The organism is Novipirellula caenicola, from assembly GCF_039545035.1.
Taxonomy (GTDB): domain Bacteria; phylum Planctomycetota; class Planctomycetia; order Pirellulales; family Pirellulaceae; genus Novipirellula; species Novipirellula caenicola.
This window is the reverse complement of the sequence record NZ_BAABRO010000005.1, coordinates 441,231-460,188: the sequence shown is the minus strand read 5'-3', so window position 1 is coordinate 460,188 and position 18,958 is coordinate 441,231. Positions and strand designations below refer to the sequence as shown.

The window sequence follows — 18,958 nt, the reverse complement described above, 5'->3', positions numbered from 1 at the left end:
AAAAGAAACACGGACAGGTTCCCCGGCCACCGCGACGCGGCGGCCGGGCACATCAGAAATTTGAGCATCCTGTCGTTGATTAAACGACGGCGGATGCATCCGACAGCGAAATTCTTAAAGCGATTCCACATCAATGACTTCGCCTTCGCCAATCCCACCCACGGCACGCCAGGTGAGAAAGTCAACGGATTCAGTGACGAATTTGACCGAACCGTCCCCCATCAACGACTGCACTCCACCGCTATGCAATGACCGCGTGGCGTACATATTGCGGTCACTGTTGGCACCGCAATCCCATAGTTTCGAGTTGGGGACCATCAACGTATTGAACGAAACCTCATTGGGCGAATAGCCTCTCAACCAAGTCATACCACGAGCACGTCCCGAATTGGTATCCGCACTGCCGGTCATCGGACAACCATTATCGGTCGCGGTCGCAATCAAATCACCTACCGCCCCCGTCGTCTGGGCTTCGTAAGACCGTGTGCCCCTCATCGTTGAATTGATGTTCATACGAGGATGTCCGATGATGCCTTCAGAAACGGCCACGGTGTTGGACAACCCATCAAGCACGTCGCGGAATTTACGATAGCGAGCCTTGATGGTGGAGCTGGTGGCATGCGAGCGGATTCCATCGAAAAATCCAAGCCCTTCATTGTTCCAACGCAACCGGCTATCCGGTCCAACACTGGCGAAATAGTTCATCGGAGCATACGCTTGGTGTGATGGTGACCCCGAATGTCGTGCCGTGGTCGAGTCGTACCAGATACTTGCACCAGTACCAGGATCGGTCGGACAACGGAACGCTTCCACGACGGTGGGCGCCACGATGTCAAAGGTGTCGTTGGGACGCCAAGTACCGGAATACCAATTGTGCAGCGAATAGTCGATGTTCTCGTACAACCCTGGCTGCTCGATGAACGGCAGCAGTCGAGAGGACCAACTAAAGTTCTGAGTATTCCAATTGTTGACGACGCCTGGATTGATATTGTCGTGCCGGTCACGCAGCGGCGGCACCGCCTTGTACGTGCTGTGGTAATTGTGGATCGCGAGCCCAATCTGTTTCAGATTGTTCGAACACTGCATCCGCCGAGCTGCCTCGCGAGCCGCTTGAACCGCGGGCAATAACAAGCCCACTAATACGCCGATGATCGCGATTACGACCAACAATTCGACAAGGGTGAAACCAAGTCTTTTTTTAGTCATCACTGCAAAGTCCCCTCAGAAACGGAAAACAAAAACGAAAAGATGGACAGAGCCGGAAAAGAGCACAAAACGTAGGATAAGAGTGGTTCTCGCCCCCTAAATTGACTCTGTGTCATCCGGTTCTACCCAATCCAGCACTCCGATGCAACAAATTCCGGGGGGGGACTCTTGCTTTTTTCCATCTTTTTGTTCCGCCACAAACCGCGTTGCTCTATAGAAAACGCGATTAACTCTATAGAAACAACACACCTGTTCCGGCCCTTTGTGTTGTTTACGCCGACTGTAAAAAAACTCACTTCAAGGGGTGCACGACCCCCTCTTGTGCGAGTCCGCACGGAATTTCCCTCACCGAATCCAATGATCGGTAAAACGAAGCCCCGGAGCGAAATCGGTCATGGGCATATGGCAGGACAGACAGGCGGAATCGGCCGGTTGCTGCGAACACGTCACGGCCTCCGTGATCGGGTGGGATGGCGAGCCTGAATCCTGCTGCGTCGACGTGTGGCAATCTCGACAAATGGCCTCAAAAAATTCAGGCTCGGTCCGCGATGGCAAATGCGGATCGTGACAGGTGATGCAGTCCAGCCTCGGATAACGCCCGACATTCTCCGCCGCGTTGGCGACTTGGAAACAACGACTCATCGCCAACCCGACCGGAGCAAATCGAATCAAATGGGTTTGATCGACCGAAATCTCATACGACTTCATCTCATCTGCTCGCCGGTGACACTCCCCGCAGCGGTTGATGGATTCAAGCGGCGTTAGTTTGCTCCATCCTTGCAGCAAGGGAAGACTCCCACCGGACCGGGCATGCTCGGCTGCTCCGAAATGACAGCGGCTGCAATCCAAATTCGCAATCATACAGTCCTCGTCGGGCAGCGTGACGCTAGCCGATCCTTTCGCTGTGCCGGATGCTGAATCGGAGTCCATCCCCAACTCACAATGTTGCAGTCCGACAAAGTCGCTCTCAGCCGGCAACCGGCTGACGTGGCATCCGAAACAACGCCGCGTATCGGCCGCCGCTTGATAATTTCCCAACCGCAGTGGAGTGGAATTGACGGCCGATGCACCGGGCGTGGTACGCAATTGACCATCGGCAAAGGATGATACGTACAGCTGGGTCAGCCCTTTGAAATCGAGCGACACAGGCGTCAAGGCGTGGCGCCCCGATCCGAATACCCAATCCACGCGGCGTTGGTAATCCAGGTCGTTGCTTTTGAACCACAACTCGTCTTGTTCCACCGAAAACGAGAATTGGCGACCATCGATCTCGACGGACTGACCGGCAAACGCTGACAACATCGCCGGGTCGTTTCCCCGCCGCAGCGTACTGGAGTGCGGAGCGGTGGCAAAATCGGCGACAATCCCACTGTGGCATTCCGCACAAGTCTGTGACGCCACACGCGGCATCCCCGCTTCCAAACGGCTGACCGGACGCGGCGACGATCCGTACAACGTCACGACCAAGACCACGACGATGACGACGGCCAGCGCACTTACCATCGCGGCGGTCATGTTCAGCGGTTTCAAGCGAAATTTCCTAGCCATGTTTCAACGCTCAGGAGTCCTCATCCGAAGTGGTCTGCGACGGATGTAATTCGCCATTGCGAACTTCGACCAACCGTTTGACCTCCGCCGATACCTGATTGTCATCGAACCACTGCAGGTAGCGATCCGCCGTTTCGTGCTGTCCCGCCTCGATCGCGGCACAAAGTCCAGCATACATCAGTTGAGCGTGCTCGATGCCCGCGTCCGTTTGAAAGTCGGTTGCCACCATCAACGCTGCCGGGCCTCGCTGCAAATACCCAGCGACCCGATTGCGAAGTTCGGCAGCGATTCTGTTTTCCGGCGGTGCATCCCAGAGGGGACGTCGCGAAGGGTTCTTGGCTGCGAATTTCAGTTGCATCGGTGACACGTCCTGCTCGTCCGCCAAATTTTCGATCGCGGCAAAGTAGCGAAACCAACTAAGAACCCCTGCCGTAACGATCTCTGCTTCGGCGAGTTCCGTTTGACAACGCGTCATCGAATGTGCCAGTGGCGTTGACGTGGGAAAGGCTTGGCGAGCGACAAACAGCACCCGTAGCGCCGCATACCGCAGCCCCATCGCCCGAAACACTTCGGCTTGGCGGTATGCTTGATCCACATCGACGATCACCGGAATGATTCCCCAACGATCACGGTCGAAAAGTGAACCGGTCGAGTTTGGAAACGAATATTGCCAGTTCTGAAACTCGACGATCTCGCGACTGGTAAGCGTGTCGATCATTTGACGTGCGTATGGCTCGTCGCCGGCGGCCGCATAAGGAATTGCGGGTGAATCGAGCGAAAGGGGCTTCCAAATTGACGGTTCTAATCCGCGAATCAACTCGGTATCGCGATTTGAAACGACCAACAACGTGGTCTCACGATGCTCAAGGGGCACCCAATATCCGCCTCGCGATCCGTCGCTACGCCAATAGCTCATCAGCCGCTGCTGACGCAGATCATCGATGATTTGTTGATGCGTGGAAAAGCGGCCTGCGATCACCGCTCGCGGCGCCACATCCTGTAACCGAAGCCCCGCAGCGGCGTCTGCGCCCGAAAGTTCGTTGATCTGGGGAAGCTCCCATGCCAACATCCCGCCGCTTCGCGTGTCGTCGGCAAACGCCGTTCCATAAGGATGCGTTGACGCGAGTGCCCTTCGCAACATCCGGCTATCCAGCAACGCATCGATTCCCCACCCCAACGTGGGAAGCCACCCGCTGAATAACAGCATCATCGCGAGAACGATCGGCACCGCCAACGCACCCATCCGTTTTCGCCGCGCGTGATCCACGTCAAGGATCGTCCATCGACCACGACGGTGCCAAGACCACAGCACGTCAAATGCCATCCATGTCGTGGCGAGGGCAACGTTGTGTAGCGAGGTCCACGCCAACCACTGCATCCATGCAAAACAAAACAGTCCGCGTGGCAGACGAGCTCGAGCGATGGTTTGGTTCGCGATCCAGATGGCGGTGATCAAGAAAAAGACGATCGCTTCCTGATTTTGCACTGCGGCGATCAGCGGCTGCCAAGCCGTATCGGCAAGCAATGCCGGATGGTTCCGCCACGCCGGTACGATCGCCGAAAGTGAATCGGACCAAGCGAACACGCCGCGAGGATTGATGCAACCGCCGGCCAACATCAAGCCAGCCAGGATCCAGTTTTTGCGGCGGTGTGGATCGGCCACCAAGGAAGCGCCCACACTGAACGTGACCCACGCGATCAGACCCGCCAGAATCGCGGGCGATAGGTTGCTCCAGATGACGAACAATCCCGCTGCGGTGACCATCGATGCGGCAGAACGGCGACGAGTGTTTCCGGCAACCTGCCCCTCGCTATCCTCGTCCGTTTTGCGATGCATCAACGCGACCAACACGGCCAGTGCAACGACGTCAAACATCGCAGGCATCAAATCAAAGCGTCCCGCCGGCGTGACCAACACCGCGGCCGTGACGATCCAGACCAGCGGATGAACGACACCGCCCGATCGCCGCAACGAAACCAGCCATGCCAAACCACCGGCGACCATCAGCACCCGAAACAACATCAACCCGTGGCCGCCAGCGAATTGATAGACGACATAGGCCGGCAATCCGCCCAGCCAATCCGCTTCGGCCAACGTTTCCTGCGTCAACAGCGATCGACTGGGCGCGATCTCGCCGCTGGCAACTTGTCGTCCACGCGCGAGTTGCCACCACAAATCGTCGGCAGCCAATGGCTGAAACGCCAACACTGCGGCCAAACACGCTAACGCCAACCATTGCCAACCAAATTCCAACCCGGCTGCACGTTCAGCATGGGACGAAGTTTTCGCAGCGGCTGAATCGCGAGCGGGAATCGGTTTGGCTTTGGCAACTTTGGAACGCATCAGGACCTAGCGGCGCTATGGCAGGTAATCGGATTGGCGAAGCAGGTAGGGCGCGACACGTGCCATCATCTGCGGGCTGCCCTCGTAAGCCTGCCAACTGTGCGTTTTGCCAACGCTGCGGCTGACGTTCATCAATTGCACCTTGTCGCGTTCGGCTCCCAAACAAGACGTAGCCATGCCAACCGCGCCAAGTGCCGGTGGCCCCCCGCGACCATTCAGCCGTGGATACCAGTGCAGTACCGAATCCGATGGATTGTACGCGATCAACATGTGTTCGACCTGCGTCAACGCTCGGCCATGATGTCGATGTGGCAACAACCAATCCGAATCCAATGCCGACGCAAACAAAGCCACTCGCACTGTGGGTCCGATGTACGTTCCGCTCGGTGGCAATTGGTAACCTGCAATCGTGCCACCGGCACGAAAATGCAGTGCCGCGGTAATCAAGCGAGGACCATAACTGCTGCCAAACAAACTGACGGGAACTCGTGGATCAATCTGGTCCAATAACCACGCCAAATAGTAACCGTGCATTTCGCTTCGCTGGGCTTTGATCTGAGCATCGGGTCGCGGTCGCACTCCGATTCGATCGCTTGGCCACGAAATCATCACAAGACGGAAATGACCGTTTGCCGATGGCGCGGATTGCTGCAGTTGACAATAGATCGCCTTGGCTCGCCCCCAAGCCTCTTCGGCACTGACTCGATTCTCGTGCACATAGATACACAGTGGCAGCGGATCGCCATTGACGCACTCAAAAAAGTTCGCCGAGGTCGACGATTGCCAACCGACGCCCACGTCACTCGACCAGAATTTGATTCGGTCGGTTTGACTCAGCGACGGCGAACAGCTCGAAGCCGCCCGTGTACTGACCAACCAAATTCGGCTCGAGCCCCATTCATCGGCCCGGCTGGCGTTGACCAGCGCGGCCGATCCGAGCAGCATGGTCACGATCAACGCGATGCAAAATCGCCGTGACGGAAAATGCGAAAGCGGTCGAATCAAGGTTTGCAAGTTCATGGTGTACGTTGGGGTGGCTTTGTGGGATGGTCAATATGGCATTCTCCCTGCCTGAATTCATTGGCGAGAGGCATTCCCGACCTCTGCACAATATAGCTGACTTTCAAGGAGGGCAACGTCGGTAGCGGATCCCAGGTCAAACGAAGCTATTCGGGTTGCGGCGTGCGGATTCTCGACACTTCCAATTGTTGGCCCCCTTGCGTATGCGTCGCCCCGCTAACGGATCCATCATCGTCGACTTTAAACTCGATGCTGGCCTGGACGACTTGCCAATGAAACGTGGTTTCGTTTTCAGGCAGAATCGGAAATTCAGGTTGGCTGCCGAGTTTCGCCAATAAACGGTCGCCTTCGCGGCGGATCGTCATCGTCGCGGGTCCATAATCGTACAGTCCGACGTAGCGATCAAGCGTCTCGGTGGAAAGTTTGACCACCACGTGATCGGGCAACCGATCGACATTCATGGTGTGACCGTTCTGAGTGTGTTTACCGCCGGTGCAACGTCCTTCGGCGTCGACTTGAAATGCCAGCGACGCATCGACGATTTTCCAGAAGAATTCGGTTTCACTGCTCGGGAATATTTCCGCTTTGCCTTGACCCGTCAATTGGGCAAACAGCCGCCCCTCTTCGAGCGTCACCACCAAAATCGCGGCTCCATAGTCGTAGCGGCCCACATAACGCGAAAGGATCTCGGGGGTGACCTTGGTGTCGACCTGATGCACCACAGGCGGCTCCATTTCGGCATCCAAAAACATTTCGGCGATCTTGCTGGTGACCGCTGCCGGATTCATTTCGGGAATTGACGGAGACGCGTTGTGCAGCGTAACGATGGTCAGATTTTGATCCGGGTAGCGGATCAAACTGCTGACAAATCCATTAAGACCTCCGTTGTGCCCGATGGTCTGCAGCCCTCGATGTTTGCCGATCAACCAACCGTATCCATAATCATTCTGGTAGGGCGTGAATGCCTTTTCTTGCAACTCAGGCGTTAGCACTCGCCCACCGAACAATGCTTCATTCCACAGCATCAAATCGTCGACGGTCGAATACATCGCGCCCGCACCGCCAACTTGCGACATGTGCCAATTCAGTGCCGGTTTAAATGTGTCGTCTTCGAGCGAGTAGCCATGGGCCTCAAGGTCGAGATTCAAATCAGGCGAGTGAATGCCGGTGTCGTTCATCCCCAAAGGCCGGAAGAAGACTTCCTGCAAATAGTCACCAAACGATTTGCCGGATACCTGAGCGACGATGTGCCCCAGCAGGAAATAGGCGGAATTGTTGTAGTGATATTTTTTTCCTGGTTCAAAAGACAACGGCAGCTCTTGGAACGAAGCGATTACCTCCGCTTCGGTCGCCGGGCTCGTGACTCGCTGCCAAAATTCCTGTGTTTCCGTAAAGCTAGGGATGCCCGAGGTGTGAGTGAGCAGGTGGTGAATCGTGATTTCATCACCGCGTGGGAACGACGGCAAGAATTGATCGAGCGTATCATCGAGCGCCATTTTGTTTTCAGCCACCAAACGCAGAATCGCTGCGGCGGTGAATTGTTTGGTGATCGAGCCAATTCGAAATTTTGTCTTTGCAGTGGCCGCTATCGAATCTTCGAGGTTCGCCAACCCGATGGTGCGGCGATAGAGCACCCGGCCGTCACGGGCGACAAGCAACGACAGTGCAGGAAGCTTTGATGCATCGACGCCAGCGAGCAGTTGATCCAGCTTCTGTGAGGGCGTTTCGGAATCGGGTATCGCGCCAGCGGTCGATTCGGTATCCGCCGCGGTGGCCGACTCTTGGGTCTGGCCCCAAGCCTCGGTCACGCCACCGACCAGCATGCCCAGCAGCAAGCACCAATACAGCGATCGAGCGTCACTGAAACGCAATTTGCAAAGGATTGTCATCAAAAAATTCCGGTCCGCACAGGAATGATAGAAAGCCAGAGAATTGGAAATGGGGTGAAGTGTGCCGATGAAACACCCCCGAATCACTTTCGTTTCCACGGGCCATTCTATCGCAGGAGCATCGTCGATGGGTCAAAGATTTTGCACCGGGAAACGCGATGAGACGCGGAATACCTGCTATTCTTGCAGACGGGCCATTGCAGATTGCAATTCAATCCGAAACATGAAAACCGAGACACCAAGCATGACGAAGGACACCCATCGCAAAGAGCAAACGGGGGTTTTGATTCTTGTCGTTGCTGGTTTCCTGCTGGTGTTGGTGCTCGTCGCCAGCGTGGCCTCCTTCGCGGCTTGGAAACTTTATCACAGCGTGTTTGTTGTCGCCGAGAATCCACCGCCATCAGCGGATCTTCCGCATCCAGAACATTCGATCGTCTCGGAGCCGCAGAACCATCACGATGCCGCGACCGAGACAAACGTGACGGTCATCCCGATGGCCGCCGAACAGGCAGCCGAATCGACAGCCAATCCGCAGCAGGAAATGGATGTTGAAAGTGATCGCAAAAACGAGCTTGATGACGACGGTTCTAGCTCCGCTGTGGCGCCGGTCCGGTTGATTGCGGATCTTCCACCGCTGGGACCTGAGGTTCCTAAAACACTCGGATCGACCAAATCGCCGATCAAGTACGCTTGGGAATCCATCGAGTCGTTAGTTTACGACTTTGACATCGAAGCTGAACTGGGATCGCGGAAAATCAAGTATCGAGGTCGCAATACGATCCAGACAACGGACAAGTCTTCCACAGAATTCAGCGCCGACGCTCAGACCAACCAAGGGACTGGCAGCGGATTTCTGATTCATCCGCAAGGCATCGTCGTGACCTGCGCCCACGTCGTCAAAGGTGCAACTCGCATCGAAGCGGTGATGGAAGATACAAAATTCAACGCCAACGTGATCAAGTTTGATTTCGAAAATGATTTGGCGGTGCTTCGACTCGAGCAAACCGGGCTTCCCTTTTTGACGTTTGCCGATTCGGATCAAGTCCGTTTAGGCCAAGAGGTCCGCGCGATTGGCTATCCGTTGTCCGACGTCTTGGGCGAGTCGATCAAAGTCACCAGGGGAGAGGTGTCCGGAAGGGGCGGACCCGATGGAGTGGACGGGTTTCAGATCGATGCCACGGTAAACCCAGGAAACAGCGGTGGACCGCTCGTGGATGACACAGGTCGCATCGTCGGCGTCACCAATTCGCTGTTGGCGGGGGCCGGCATTTCTGAAGTCGGTTTCGCAATCCCATCGAGCAAGGTGATCCAGCTTGCCAAGCAGTTAGGCATTCCGATCGTGGTCGAGGATCAATCCGCTGCGATGTCTGCCGCCGATGTGATCGATCGGGTCAGTCCCGCAGCAGTGCTTTTAAAAGTCACCGTTGGCTCGGGTGGCGTCGGGATCGAGCCGCCACGTGCGATGGAGTATTCGGGTTACGTGTACGAATCGCGTCCGCCAAATGCGGGAAATTTTTCGACGGGATTGCCGCGTGATGAACAATTCTCCGGAAAGTTCCGAGTCAATGCATCGGGTGAACTTTTTAGCGACGACTCGCAAGGCATGATGCCGGCGATGTTGGGCGGGAGCAGCCAGATTGGGATCGAAGTATTACCCGATGCAGCGCCTGGACGCACGGTCTCTCGGCACAGGATCTTGATTCCTCCGCAGCAAAGTCACGCTTCGGGATCTACGCTGGACCGCTATGGTTTCGAAAGCTTTTCATCGCAGCGGCGTCTACCTTGGAATCGCCAGCCATCTCCGCCCGAGAAGACGTCCAAATGGATGTTGGGTACCGAATCGACAACCGTCACGCTCGGCAAACCTTCCGCGGATGGGATCGAGCTCGAGAAATCCTATTCACTCAAGGTCGAGGGCGAATCGAAAGATCAGCCACCGCTGAGCATCACAGGGCACGGGAAAGGCACGTTTGATCCAACGGCAGGCCGGATGTTGAACATGCATTACCGCGTGACGATCACGGTGAATCAGGACAACATCACCGCAAGGATCCCGATTACGTTGAACTATCGGCTCGTCGATCCGTCAGCGCTAGAAAAAGAGCGTTTGGCCAGGAAAGAACGCGAGCAAAATCGGATCCGGGAAAAAGCCAGAACATTAGAACATGCGGGGTTTGCATCGTCGCCGCCGACATCGACTGCGGCCGCAAACGAAATCGAAGTTAAGAGTGTCAAAGCGGTCCCCGAGTCACCCAATTTGAATAAGTTTGATCCAAACAAATGACGGTCGCCCGAATGATCCGTATCGTTTCCCTTACCATCTTGCTCGCGTTTGCCGTTTGCCCGACGGTGCTTGGACGAACGTGGACCGACCGCACTGGCAAATCGCATGTCGAAGCCGAATTGGTAACAGTTCGCCAAGGAAAAGCCTATCTGGAAAAATCCGATGGCACCGTCAGTGCGGTTCCGCTGCAGCGATTGAGCATCAAGGATCTCGCGTACCTTGCCGCAATGCCAAAGTACGAAACGCAGGTCAAACCATTTCTAACGGAAAACGCATCATCGCAGCCCTCGGCACCAACGAGCCCGACGATGGCCACAATCGAAGTCGAGACACCGTCCGCCTCGGGTTCGATTCGCCAATTTCGTTCAGACCGTTGGGGCTACAAGGGGTTGGCCTTTTCCAGTGACGGAGCGTATTTGGTCACGTTGGGCAGTAACAACATTGTCGTGATGGACATCAATGCGTCGACCAAAACGGAATACGAGATCGACAGTGGAATGCGATCGAGTTTGACATTGACGCCTGATGGAAAACGTCTGATGGCGGGATCACACGATGGCAACGTCTTGGTATGGCAGTTTGGGGACGACGGCCAATTGACCCCTGAGAAACAGTTTTCGATCTACCAAGGCGAGATCAAATCGATCGTCGTGTCGCCCGACAATCAACACGTCCTGACGATTCATGCACCATCGGTCGCTTGTCTTTGGCAGTTGGATACGGGCAAAGTGTTGGCACGATACAGCGACTTCGCGTTTAACTCGGGTGCCGCAGCCCGCTTCAGTCGTCATGGCGGCCATGCCATGGTGAGCGACGGCCGCGTTGCGGCAGTGATCGACATTGCCACTGCCAACATCCTTCAGCAGATGTCGCTTTCGCGTGGCAGTGGCCAATTCGCTGCGGTCTCGCCCGATGGCAGCTTGATCGCGACCGGTCGCATTTACGACATTCATTACTTCCAACCTCAGACCGGCGCGCAGTCGGCCACCGGGAAAGGAAATGAAACCTTGTGGTCCGCCGCGTTTTCACCCGATGGCAACCGTCTGATTAGCGGTGGCCGTGAAAACATCAAGCTGTGGGATGCCGAAACAGGAGCGATGTTACAAGAGTTCACAATGGGCGACAGTGGCTATGTCAAGTACGTCGCCTTCTCACCCGACGGCATCCACTTCGCAGCCATAGGCGGCCCGATCGGAAAGCTCGTCGAAGTCTTCCGGCTGCCCCAACGTCGTTGATCGCTTTGCCATCAACGACGAGCGGATTGTGGAGCGGCGTGACCTCTAATCGTCCGAGCCAGCAGCAGCGAGGTGTTCGTTGAAGTAGTGGGTCAGGACCGAGTAGAAATGCCGAACCGTATTCGTTCCCTCGTTGATCGCGTGAGAGCGTCCAGGATAGGGCATCACCGAAAACTGCTTGTTATTGGCGATCAATTCGTTGATCAAATACTCGGTTCCTTGATAGTGGCCGTTGTCATCTCCGGTCCCATGGACGATCAACAAGTTCCCTTCCAGCTGACTTGCATAGGTCAGCGGCGAACCGAGCCGGTAGTTCTCGGCATTGTCATCAGGTAACCCCATGTATCGCTCTTGATAGATGGAATCATAAAGCAATTGATTCGCATTGGGGGCGACCGCGATGGCGGTGCTGTACAGATCGGGATAACGGAAAATCGCATTCAGACTCATGCTTCCTCCGCCGCTCCAGCCCCATACTCCGACACGCTTGGGATCCAAATAACTCCACTTGGCCAACAACGCTCGTACCGCCGCGGCCTGCTCCTCCGGCGCAATCACGCCGATCTTTCGATAGATGCATTTTCGCCATTCGCGACCGCGTGGCGATCGGGTTCCGCGATTGTCGATACTGACAACGACATAGCCTTGCTGTGCCAACATCGCGTGCCAAAGACCACGTGCCCCTTGCCACACATCTTTGACGGTTTGACCGTGCGGTTCGCCGTAGACGTGAACCAACAGTGGGTACTTTTTGGTTTCATCCAATTGTGGCGGCTTCAGACACCATGCATCCAACTGCAGCCCGTCGCCGATATCGACACGAAAGAACTCCGATGTCGGGGTGTTCAGTTCAGCGAGTCGCTCTCGCAGTTTGGCATTGTCGCTCAGCACGCGAACCACGCTGTGGTCGTCGAGCCGAATCAGCTTGACCACCGGCGGCGTGTTGAATGTCGAATAGGTATGCACGGCCCATTGACCATCATCAGAGATCGCGTAGGTGTGCCACCCTTGTTGATCTTGTGGCGACAATTGCGTCAGATCCGAACCATCCAACTTGACTCGGTACAGATAACGCTGGGTCGGGTTATCAGGCGAGGCCGCGAAGTAAAGCCAACCCGCTTTTGCATCGATCGCCTCGATTTCGAGCACGTCGTAATCGCCGGCGGTGATCTTGGTTACTTGTGTTCCATCACGGCTGACGCGATAAGCATGTCGCCATCCATCGCGTTCGCTGAGCCAGACAAATGCGTTGCCGTCGTCGATCCACCGCACCGGGTTTTCGTTTTCTAACCAGGTTTCGTCCGTGTCGGTAAAGACGGTTTGTGTCTTGCCATTTTCGGGATTGGCGAGCATCACACGATTGGTGTTTTGCAGGCGATTCATCTGCTGCAGCAAAATCTGGTCACCCGCGGGCGTCCATTCCATTTGCGGCAGATAGTGTTCGCGAGCGTCCCCAGGCACATCAAGCCAAGTGATGTTTCCGCTGTCAATGCGAACGACTCCCAATCGTGTGGCCGAATTTTTCTCGCCGACTTTGGGATACGGAAACGTGGTGATTTGTGGGTAGATGCCGCGAGTGTTATCGATCAAATGAAACCGTCCGACACCCGTGGTGTCGAATTGCCAAAACGCAATCGCTGTCCCATCAGGACTCCAGCGGTAAGCATCGCGGATCGCCAATTCTTCTTCGTTGACCCAATCCGAGGTGCCATTGATCGTCTCGGCGGATCCGTCGTCGGTCAGTTGCGCGATTTGCAGACTGTCTATGTCCTGAACATACAGGTTGTTATTGCAAACGTAGGAAACGCGAAGATTCTCGGGAGAAAATTTCGCGAACATCAACGTCGAGGGTGCTGCGTCCCCACCGAGTTGCTTCAGTTTCTGGGTTGCGACATCAAACACCCAATAATCGCCTCGCGTATTCCGCCGCCACACCCGCTTGCTATTGGTAAAGATCAACAGCTTCGATTCATCGCTGGAAAACTGAAAACCATCGATCGCAAGAGGGGCTTCACGATCGCTTGGAATCAAAGCCTTCGCGGGCACAACCGTTTGTTTTGTGCCATGGGCCGTGTCGACTTGAACCACATCGACGCCCCCTTCGACCTCCGATGATTTCTCAAGCGTGAAGTAGGTGTCGGACCGTTTGCTCCAAACGAGATCGGGCAGGTGGTCCGCTGATAACTCATCCGAGCCAAAGATTCGATCCAGTGATAATGTAGACATCTCGACGTTTGGTTTACCTGTGGGATGATCGGGTGAGAGCGAAGCTGGCGATTGTGAACGGGCACTCTGTTGCCCGCTGGCCGCGAACATGCTAACGGCCAAGAGTGTTGCAAGTATACGACCCGCAATACAAAGACATCGCTTTGTCGTGTGCTGTGAAATCACATTCATCCTACGAGTGCCTCGATGGTCACTGATGCTGGAAATCGCGCTAGAAATTGAAACGGAAACCGACAGCCTCATGTTTTAGTTTCAATTCGGCCGCGAAAATAGGATCAATGCGTTATCGCATCAAGAAACTGCGCACAGTTCGGTCGATTGGAAATATTGTCAATCTGGATGTGCACTGCACGCCATGGCTCTTTCGTTCACTTCATTGTCTGCGAGCCCTCGCGGTATCGGCGTCTATCACCGACCCACCGATTTACGATCTCTGAACAGGCCACTGCGCCCCTTCCGCGTACCCCATCCGGTGCCGTGGCAGACGCTTTTCTAACTGTCATTCCTAACCGAGAACAATTCGCAAATACGGCCGGACGATCCCGAGCCGGGGTCCCGTCGGGCGGTGGCGGCTGCGGTCGAGTGTCGATCAAACAAATGGTTGAGTCCGAGGAAAAAACGTGACCGATATGCCGCTATTGATCGACGCGATGGACATGTCTACTTGGACAAGAACGACACCACCAAACCGAAGCAGACTCAGTCCAAGCAGACCCAGACAAAGCAGACGCCGACGCGAACTCCTGGCACCACGATGAAAAAGAACACTACACTGATCAACCTGCTACGAACGGCGGTAAAGGAGAAAACTGGAGAGGGCGGTTGGGCCTCACTCGGGCAAGTCGGTTCTCATCTTTCCGGACAGGGAGAGTTCAATCATCGCGATCTCGGTTATGCAAAACACATTGACTTGTTCGCGGCGATCGATCTATTCAAAGTCGAAAATCGCAGACAACCTGGCCATCCCCGGGTGCAATTACGGCAAAACAAGAGCTGAGCGTGCTTGAGTACCTGTAGCGCCAGAACCTATCGGTCAATGTCATTGACTTTGGTAGCGGTGCGGCGTGGGGCCCCGTCCGGTTGCAGCGAGTAAAACGTTCGATCTTGACCGGGCGGCTCGCACCGCGCCGCTACGAAAACCACCCGGCTAGTACCAAAGTTGGTCCCCAGGAAATTTTATTCGTCCCGGTGGCTTAACTGCGAAGGGCTTTTGCTTTGCACGGCGATCCATCAAACTGGGGTGTATGAGTGAACCATTTAAAATTGATCCGACTCTTTCTGCAGACGAATTGCGTTGCCAAATCGACTTGGCGTGCGAGCGGATGGAAGCGACGTACGACAATGGGTTTTATTCCAAAGTCAATGTGGTTCGACATTGGTCCAAACACAATCCCGAATTGTCGGGCAAAATTGCGCGTCCCAGTGCGCTGCGTTGGTACCTCCGCCGAGAACTGCTCAAATTAGCCCGGCTCGGAGCCGAGATCACGATCACCCAGTCTCGGCCGCGTGTCGATCTTAACTCGCCAACACTATTGGAGATGATTGACGAATCGGAATTCGATCTGACCGCCAAAAAAGTGTTCCTGTTTGGACCCGAGCGTTGTGAATTGTCAATCGAACGTCTGGAACACTACACCGGGACCCGGGCAGAGGATTTCCAGCGTTTTGTCTTGTTGACGAACTACCAGATGCACATGGATGCGTTCGTCGAGCAGTTTCCCTATTGCGTTGGATCCTCACGAGCCAATGTGCAGATGCCTGCGTTGCATCATCGTGATGTCGGCAATCAAGGTATCAGCATCGTCAATATTGGTGTCGGGCCATCGAACGCCAAGAACCTGACCGACCACTTGGCGGTACTTCGACCCGACGCGATGTTGATGGTGGGGCACTGCGCCGGAGTGCGTAACCACCAAGAGATCGGTGACTTTGTTTTGGCAACAGGCTACATGCGGGCCGACTACTTGCTCGATGAATTGTTGCCTCCATCGGTGCCAATCATTCCCAGTTTTCTGCTCAATCGCGCACTCGCCCAAGTACTGGATCAACGAGGACTGCGTTATCGAATTGGGGCGGTCTATACGACCGCTGACCGAAACTGGGAATTGATGCTGCGGAGGACCAAAGAACATTTGCGGGTCAGCCGCAGTATTGCGGTCGACATGGAATCGGCAACCGTCGCCGCGAATGGGTTTCGCTATCGGATTCCCCACGCCACGCTGCTGTGCGTGTCGGACAAACCGCTGCACGGAAAGCCAAAACTACCCGGTGAAGCGGTCGCGTTTTACAACGAGACAAAGAAACATCATTTGTCCGTCGCGATGGAGGCCATCCGGATCATCAAACAAGAACATCCAGAGGGTTTGCCCAACACTGAAATTCGAGCTCCAGGCGAACCGCTGCTCGGCGGCCCCGGCACCGAGTGATCCGCCCTCGGCAGCAAGCTAGTTGTGGTTGGGGCCTAATGGCTGGCGATTGGCATGTACGCGAGTTTCACGTCGACTCAAGGAAAGCTGACGTCGATGGTATTGCTGCCCGACTCGACCGTAACGCTCTTTTGCACCCCAGCAAACTCGCTGACGCCGCTATCAGGCCCTTCTAACATTTCTGATCCAGTCGAAGTGTCCTCCGGCGCCAGCACTCCCTCGACCGCAGCGATCGTGACGGTGTGAGGCCCCGGGATCGCTCCGGTTGCCGACGGACTGTAGATCAATTCATACTCACCCGCTTCGTCGGTCATCCCGACCGAAGCGCGTCCGCCACTGGTGGGTTGAAAAGTGATTTCCACGTTCGCAGCCGGTTTCCCGTTGACCGTGACCACTCCCTCGACGTCACTTAGCTCAGGTCCACCGCCGCATCCGACCAACAAAGCGGACAAGCATCCAATCCATAACCCATTCCAATTTCGATTTTTCATCAACTCTTGATCCACTGCAACGTTTGAAAACTTATCAATACAAACCATGGTCGCCCGGCCGATTTAGAAGGCGTCTTCGTCGATGACAAGACGATCGTTACGCGACCCGAGTTTTTCCAGCACGCTGTCGACATCTCGATTGTTGGTGGTCGTGAATCGAATGTGTTCGATCGAGTCGGTGATGAAATGGACACTTCCATCCGCAAACAGCGTCATGATCCCACCGGGGTGATGGCTGGAAAAACCATATTGGCACTCGGTTCCTGAAATCGAATTGATGGGTGCCGAAAAGCCGCCGAAGGTTTTTCGGATCGTCAATTGCTCGTTGCCGGAATCCGTTCCCACGAAGATACCGGCGTAGCAATCAATCACACGCGTCGGAGTGCCCTGGCTGTAAACTCGCTCGGACACCGCGATGGTGTTACTTAAACCATCCAAAACATCACGGAATTTGATCGCTTTGTCGCGTAGAAAGACTCCATTGGGAGCGGTGGTCGGACCGGGTGGAATGGTCCATTGACTGAATTCGCCTTGATCGGGTCCGGTCAATCGGCCGCCCGAGTGCCATCGCCGCGTCGTGTTAACACCCAAGTAATTCGACTTTGCTACCGCGGTAATCCAAGGACCTCCGGGGGCATACAGTTGGTTCGAAATGTGCACCATGGGACCGTCGTCGGAGGGGCAAACAAACGTCGCGACCGAGTTCTTGATGACCTCGGTTTTGTCAAGAATGCTGCCATCGGCGGTCAGCGCGGTGGAAAGCGGAATCTGGCCGACCCGCAATTCATCAAACAGCGCTCCCTCTTCGAGCTGTGGCAGCAAAAATGCGCCCCACGCCCACTGCGATCGTGTGTTGTTATTGAACGACGGTCCCGCATGGGCGGTGGGCTTGGGATAGCGAATGTAGCCCGGCGGAAGGCTTTGGTAGGTCGAGTGATAATTGTGTAGCCCCAATCCAATCTGTTTTAGATGGTTGGAACACTGCATCCGGCGAGCCGCTTCACGGGCCGCTTGTACGGCGGGAAGCAGCAATCCGACCAAGACACCGATAATTGCGATAACCACCAATAATTCAACCAGCGTGAATCCATTGCGAATCGTCTTTTTAGTGTTCACAAGAGCCTCTTTAAGCAGACAAAAAAATGACAGCAAACGAAAGCTACGGGAATTTCATTCTCCATAGACTATAGTCTATAGCTTCTGATTCAGACCTATGCAACAACGCAATCGAAAAATGGTTGCACGAAAAGGGAGGATTCCGCACCCTTTAACTCGCAGAATTTCGTGGCAAATCATTGCAATTTCTTGCGACTCGGCCTTCGATTTCGGCCTTCAATGCGTCTAATTGGGAGCCTGGCCGCATGGAACCGTAGAAATACCGTTGGAATAGGGCATCACAAGCTGAACGGGCGACAGGCCGCATGAGAAAATTCAACGTCCTATTGGAATAGTTAATCGCTGACTTGCCGATGCCGAGACGAGGGACTGGTAGCCCGCACCGAAACGCTTCGCGGATGGATTCCACAATCTCCTTTGCAGCCTAAACGAAGACACGGAGGTTTACCTTGAACTCCCCGACATTGATCATCCCGATCCAACGGCAGGTGCAGAGGACACGACAAACCTAGCGACGGAAGTCCGCGATCATCGCAAAACAGAAATATGCAACAACCGACAGCAAGTAAAACTATTCAGCGAATTCGAGTGTGATGTCGATCTCTAGATCGATGCATTAAACCTAAACCGGATTATTGATGCTGACACGCACAACTTCGGATGACCAGTGCATCTTTCACTACTACAGCACCGAGGTGAAGAACTTAGTTATCGATCCGTTCCTAAGCTCCAACGCTGCGACTTGTCGTCCCGAAGGGTACACGATGACGGTCGCTGCTTTCGCAAGGTGTCCAGACTGGTCATCGAAGAACTCAGCGCGGCCGACCACACTCGAGCGTTAATCTCCGAGGGCACAGAAAAATGCGGCAATGGGCACACCGAAACTAAGAGAAAGCTAAGGCGACGCCGTTCAGGAACAAAGCAAACCGCTACGACGAACAAGCCGAAACTCATGAAGCGAACCTCGCTGATTTGATAGCAAAATTCGACCCCGCTTGAAATCAATGCAGTGCAACAACGCCTATCAGATATCGAAAAGCGCCTGCTCAAATCGTATACGCCATCCCACTGGCCGACTCTGATTGTTTGACAGTTTGGAAGTAGCCATGTTCACACCGCCGGGGCTACGGATTCCGACGGCGCAGACAAACGTCGACATTCTCATTTTTGCTG

The 18,958-nt window shown here is 55.0% G+C and carries 12 protein-coding genes; 4 read left to right on the top strand and 8 right to left on the bottom strand.

Translation table 11 applies throughout. The features are described 5' to 3' along the window. Positions 1 to 114 precede the first annotated feature (114 nt). The 5 genes from ABEA92_RS13445 to ABEA92_RS13425 all read right to left on the bottom strand — a co-directional run bounded on the left by ABEA92_RS13445 (position 115) and on the right by ABEA92_RS13425 (position 8,007). Positions 115 to 1,206, bottom strand: coding sequence for a DUF1559 family PulG-like putative transporter (locus tag ABEA92_RS13445; RefSeq protein WP_345684345.1), 1,092 nt, complete (start codon positions 1,204 to 1,206; stop codon positions 115 to 117). A gap of 345 nt (positions 1,207 to 1,551) precedes the next feature. Continuing rightward, positions 1,552 to 2,754, bottom strand: coding sequence for a hypothetical protein (locus ABEA92_RS13440; RefSeq protein WP_345684344.1), 1,203 nt, complete (start codon positions 2,752 to 2,754; stop codon positions 1,552 to 1,554). Positions 2,755 to 2,764: 10 nt separating this feature from the next. Continuing rightward, positions 2,765 to 5,098 (bottom strand): hypothetical protein, encoded by a 2,334-nt coding sequence (locus ABEA92_RS13435; RefSeq protein ID WP_345684343.1) that lies wholly within the window; start codon positions 5,096 to 5,098, stop codon positions 2,765 to 2,767. Positions 5,099 to 5,113: 15 nt separating this feature from the next. After that, on the bottom strand, positions 5,114 to 6,118 hold the full coding sequence (locus tag ABEA92_RS13430; RefSeq protein WP_345684342.1) for a hypothetical protein: 1,005 nt from the start codon (positions 6,116 to 6,118) through the stop codon (positions 5,114 to 5,116). 146 nt (positions 6,119 to 6,264) lie between these two features. Then, complete coding sequence (locus ABEA92_RS13425) at positions 6,265 to 8,007, bottom strand: serine hydrolase (protein ID WP_345684341.1); 1,743 nt, start codon at positions 8,005 to 8,007, stop codon at positions 6,265 to 6,267. 223 nt (positions 8,008 to 8,230) lie between these two features. Between ABEA92_RS13425 and ABEA92_RS13420 the strand changes: the two genes are divergently transcribed. Both ABEA92_RS13420 and ABEA92_RS13415 read left to right on the top strand, forming a co-directional pair. After that, the gene (locus tag ABEA92_RS13420) at positions 8,231 to 10,291 is read left to right on the top strand and encodes a S1C family serine protease (RefSeq protein ID WP_345684340.1); all 2,061 of its coding nucleotides are present in this window, start codon (positions 8,231 to 8,233) and stop codon (positions 10,289 to 10,291) included. Beyond that, positions 10,288 to 11,526, top strand: coding sequence for an SHD1 domain-containing protein (locus ABEA92_RS13415; protein WP_345684339.1), 1,239 nt, complete (start codon positions 10,288 to 10,290; stop codon positions 11,524 to 11,526). The genes ABEA92_RS13420 and ABEA92_RS13415 overlap by 4 nt, the downstream gene beginning before the upstream one ends. A gap of 45 nt (positions 11,527 to 11,571) precedes the next feature. Here the strand turns inward: ABEA92_RS13415 and ABEA92_RS13410 are convergent, their stop codons facing one another. Beyond that, on the bottom strand, positions 11,572 to 13,752 hold the full coding sequence (locus ABEA92_RS13410; RefSeq protein WP_345684338.1) for a S9 family peptidase: 2,181 nt from the start codon (positions 13,750 to 13,752) through the stop codon (positions 11,572 to 11,574). A gap of 754 nt (positions 13,753 to 14,506) precedes the next feature. Between ABEA92_RS13410 and ABEA92_RS13405 the strand changes: the two genes are divergently transcribed. Together ABEA92_RS13405 and ABEA92_RS13400 are read left to right on the top strand one after the other, a co-directional pair. Then, positions 14,507 to 14,749: an OST-HTH/LOTUS domain-containing protein gene (locus ABEA92_RS13405; protein ID WP_345684337.1), complete on the top strand. Its 243-nt coding sequence runs from the start codon at positions 14,507 to 14,509 to the stop codon at positions 14,747 to 14,749. Between the two features lie 247 nt (positions 14,750 to 14,996). Next, entirely contained in the window at positions 14,997 to 16,178 is a 1,182-nt protein-coding gene (locus ABEA92_RS13400) for a phosphorylase family protein (RefSeq protein WP_345684336.1), read from the top strand. 77 nt (positions 16,179 to 16,255) lie between these two features. On the opposite strand, the gene ABEA92_RS13395 is transcribed toward ABEA92_RS13400, so the two are convergent. Then, the gene (locus ABEA92_RS13395) at positions 16,256 to 16,669 is read right to left on the bottom strand and encodes a carboxypeptidase-like regulatory domain-containing protein (RefSeq protein WP_345684335.1); all 414 of its coding nucleotides are present in this window, start codon (positions 16,667 to 16,669) and stop codon (positions 16,256 to 16,258) included. 63 nt (positions 16,670 to 16,732) lie between these two features. Continuing rightward, positions 16,733 to 17,785 carry a DUF1559 family PulG-like putative transporter gene (locus ABEA92_RS13390; RefSeq protein WP_345684334.1) on the bottom strand — a complete coding sequence of 351 codons (1,053 nt, stop codon included), beginning with the start codon at positions 17,783 to 17,785 and terminating at the stop codon, positions 16,733 to 16,735. Positions 17,786 to 18,958 lie beyond the last annotated feature (1,173 nt).

What these genes read in the sequence shown, in the direction of transcription:
- ABEA92_RS13410 (WP_345684338.1), bottom strand. Translation starts at nt 13,752, where the DNA reads ATGTCTACATTATCACTGGATCGAATCTTTGGCTCGGATGAGTTATCA.
- ABEA92_RS13445 (WP_345684345.1), bottom strand. Translation starts at nt 1,206, where the DNA reads ATGACTAAAAAAAGACTTGGTTTCACCCTTGTCGAATTGTTGGTCGTA.
- ABEA92_RS13405 (WP_345684337.1), top strand. Translation starts at nt 14,507, where the DNA reads ATGAAAAAGAACACTACACTGATCAACCTGCTACGAACGGCGGTAAAG.
- ABEA92_RS13400 (WP_345684336.1), top strand. Translation starts at nt 14,997, where the DNA reads ATGAGTGAACCATTTAAAATTGATCCGACTCTTTCTGCAGACGAATTG.
- ABEA92_RS13425 (WP_345684341.1), bottom strand. Translation starts at nt 8,007, where the DNA reads ATGACAATCCTTTGCAAATTGCGTTTCAGTGACGCTCGATCGCTGTAT.
- ABEA92_RS13395 (WP_345684335.1), bottom strand. Translation starts at nt 16,669, where the DNA reads ATGAAAAATCGAAATTGGAATGGGTTATGGATTGGATGCTTGTCCGCT.
- ABEA92_RS13440 (WP_345684344.1), bottom strand. Translation starts at nt 2,754, where the DNA reads ATGGCTAGGAAATTTCGCTTGAAACCGCTGAACATGACCGCCGCGATG.
- ABEA92_RS13420 (WP_345684340.1), top strand. Translation starts at nt 8,231, where the DNA reads ATGAAAACCGAGACACCAAGCATGACGAAGGACACCCATCGCAAAGAG.
- ABEA92_RS13430 (WP_345684342.1), bottom strand. Translation starts at nt 6,118, where the DNA reads ATGAACTTGCAAACCTTGATTCGACCGCTTTCGCATTTTCCGTCACGG.
- ABEA92_RS13435 (WP_345684343.1), bottom strand. Translation starts at nt 5,098, where the DNA reads ATGCGTTCCAAAGTTGCCAAAGCCAAACCGATTCCCGCTCGCGATTCA.
- ABEA92_RS13415 (WP_345684339.1), top strand. Translation starts at nt 10,288, where the DNA reads ATGACGGTCGCCCGAATGATCCGTATCGTTTCCCTTACCATCTTGCTC.